Here is a 1,196-nt window from a genome sequence, read left to right as displayed (position 1 = left end):
GGAGAAACCTGCGAGTTCCGGGGCGACGGGTGCCATGGTGTGTACCTTGCTGGAGTACCAGTTATCCCGGAAGTTGTACGTGAGTGACGCAGTCTGGCTTTGTGCAAAGTAGTACGAGGGCCGCGATGCTGCGTAGGCGGGGATGGCGGTGGTTGCAAGGACGGTGGGTGCCGCCCAGACTGCGCCCTGAGCAAGGGCGCGGCGAGAGATAGTAGGCATGAGTGTCTCCTGGAAAGTATGTTTTGAGTTTGGTGAGTATGACCCAGTCAAGAAAAAGTATATAGCATGACTTTGTTCAAAAACAACTAGATTTTAAAGAGTATTGATGTGATATCTAGCAACTTTAAAATTACTTATTTTCTGCGGTATCACCAGAATCAAGGGGTAAGTATGAGCTACTTGGAAGCATATTTGTACTTTACTGTGCTGATTTTATAAATACGATAGTGCTTATAAGTGGGGCCGGGTGGCAGGATTGCTGTTGTTAAAAGACGGGAAACTGGGAACGGGTATTTAAACAGCTAGCCCGCCCCTCCGGTAGGAGGGGCAGGCTAGGGAGAGACTTTTGGAATACTAGGAAAGAGTTAGAGCCTGAACGCGTCCAGTAAAGCCATCTACGCTGTAACCGCTGTCGGTGGCAATGCTGTACTCGGTCACATAAACTGCTTCAATACCTGACTGGGGGTCGGGGCAACTATCGGAAGAAGTAACCGCTTCAGCAGTGAAATAAGAGGCGGGATCAGGGGTAAGTGACCCTTCCTGCTGAGTGGTGGTGCTGAGGGTGCCGTTGTACTCAAATTCGTAAGCGGTAAGACCGCTGGTGGGAACGGTGTAGCTCAGGTTGCCGTTTTCAGCAGGCTGATAGTCGAGGACTGAATCAGCTACAGAATAGGAGCCGAGGTAGGTCCAATTGCCTAAAGTTATGTTAAAGCTGTCGACAAGACCGGTGGGTAGGTGCCAGGTTACTAGGAGATTCGTTATCTCTGCGTTCTGAACTTGGCCCATACCTTCGGGGTAGATTGCAACGATACCTGCAGGGTCGCCGTTGGTATTGACAGAGTTTGTCACGGTTAGGCTGGTTAGGCACCCCGTGCTGTTATCACGGGTGTAAGTACCGCTGTTGTTTGAGTCCAAACTATAAATTTCGTGAGAAGCTGCGTAAGTGGGGATGGTGGCGGTTGCAAGGACGGCGGGCG

At 50.8% G+C, this 1,196-nt stretch carries 1 protein-coding gene and 1 pseudogene; both read right to left on the bottom strand.

All coding sequences use genetic code 11. The features are described from left to right. A pseudogene (locus HMPREF2779_RS01270) lies at positions 1-219 on the bottom strand (hypothetical protein); the annotation flags it as partial. 354 nt (positions 220-573) lie between these two features. Then, positions 574-1,196: hypothetical protein (locus HMPREF2779_RS01265; protein WP_233992178.1), on the bottom strand; the 623-nt coding region annotated here is incomplete at its 5' end.

The sequence above is a fragment of the Rothia sp. HMSC069C03 genome, assembly GCF_001811075.1.
Lineage (GTDB): Bacteria > Actinomycetota > Actinomycetes > Actinomycetales > Micrococcaceae > Rothia > Rothia mucilaginosa.
The sequence above is the reverse complement of the archived record's forward strand: the minus strand, read 5'-3'. Positions and strand labels throughout refer to the sequence as shown.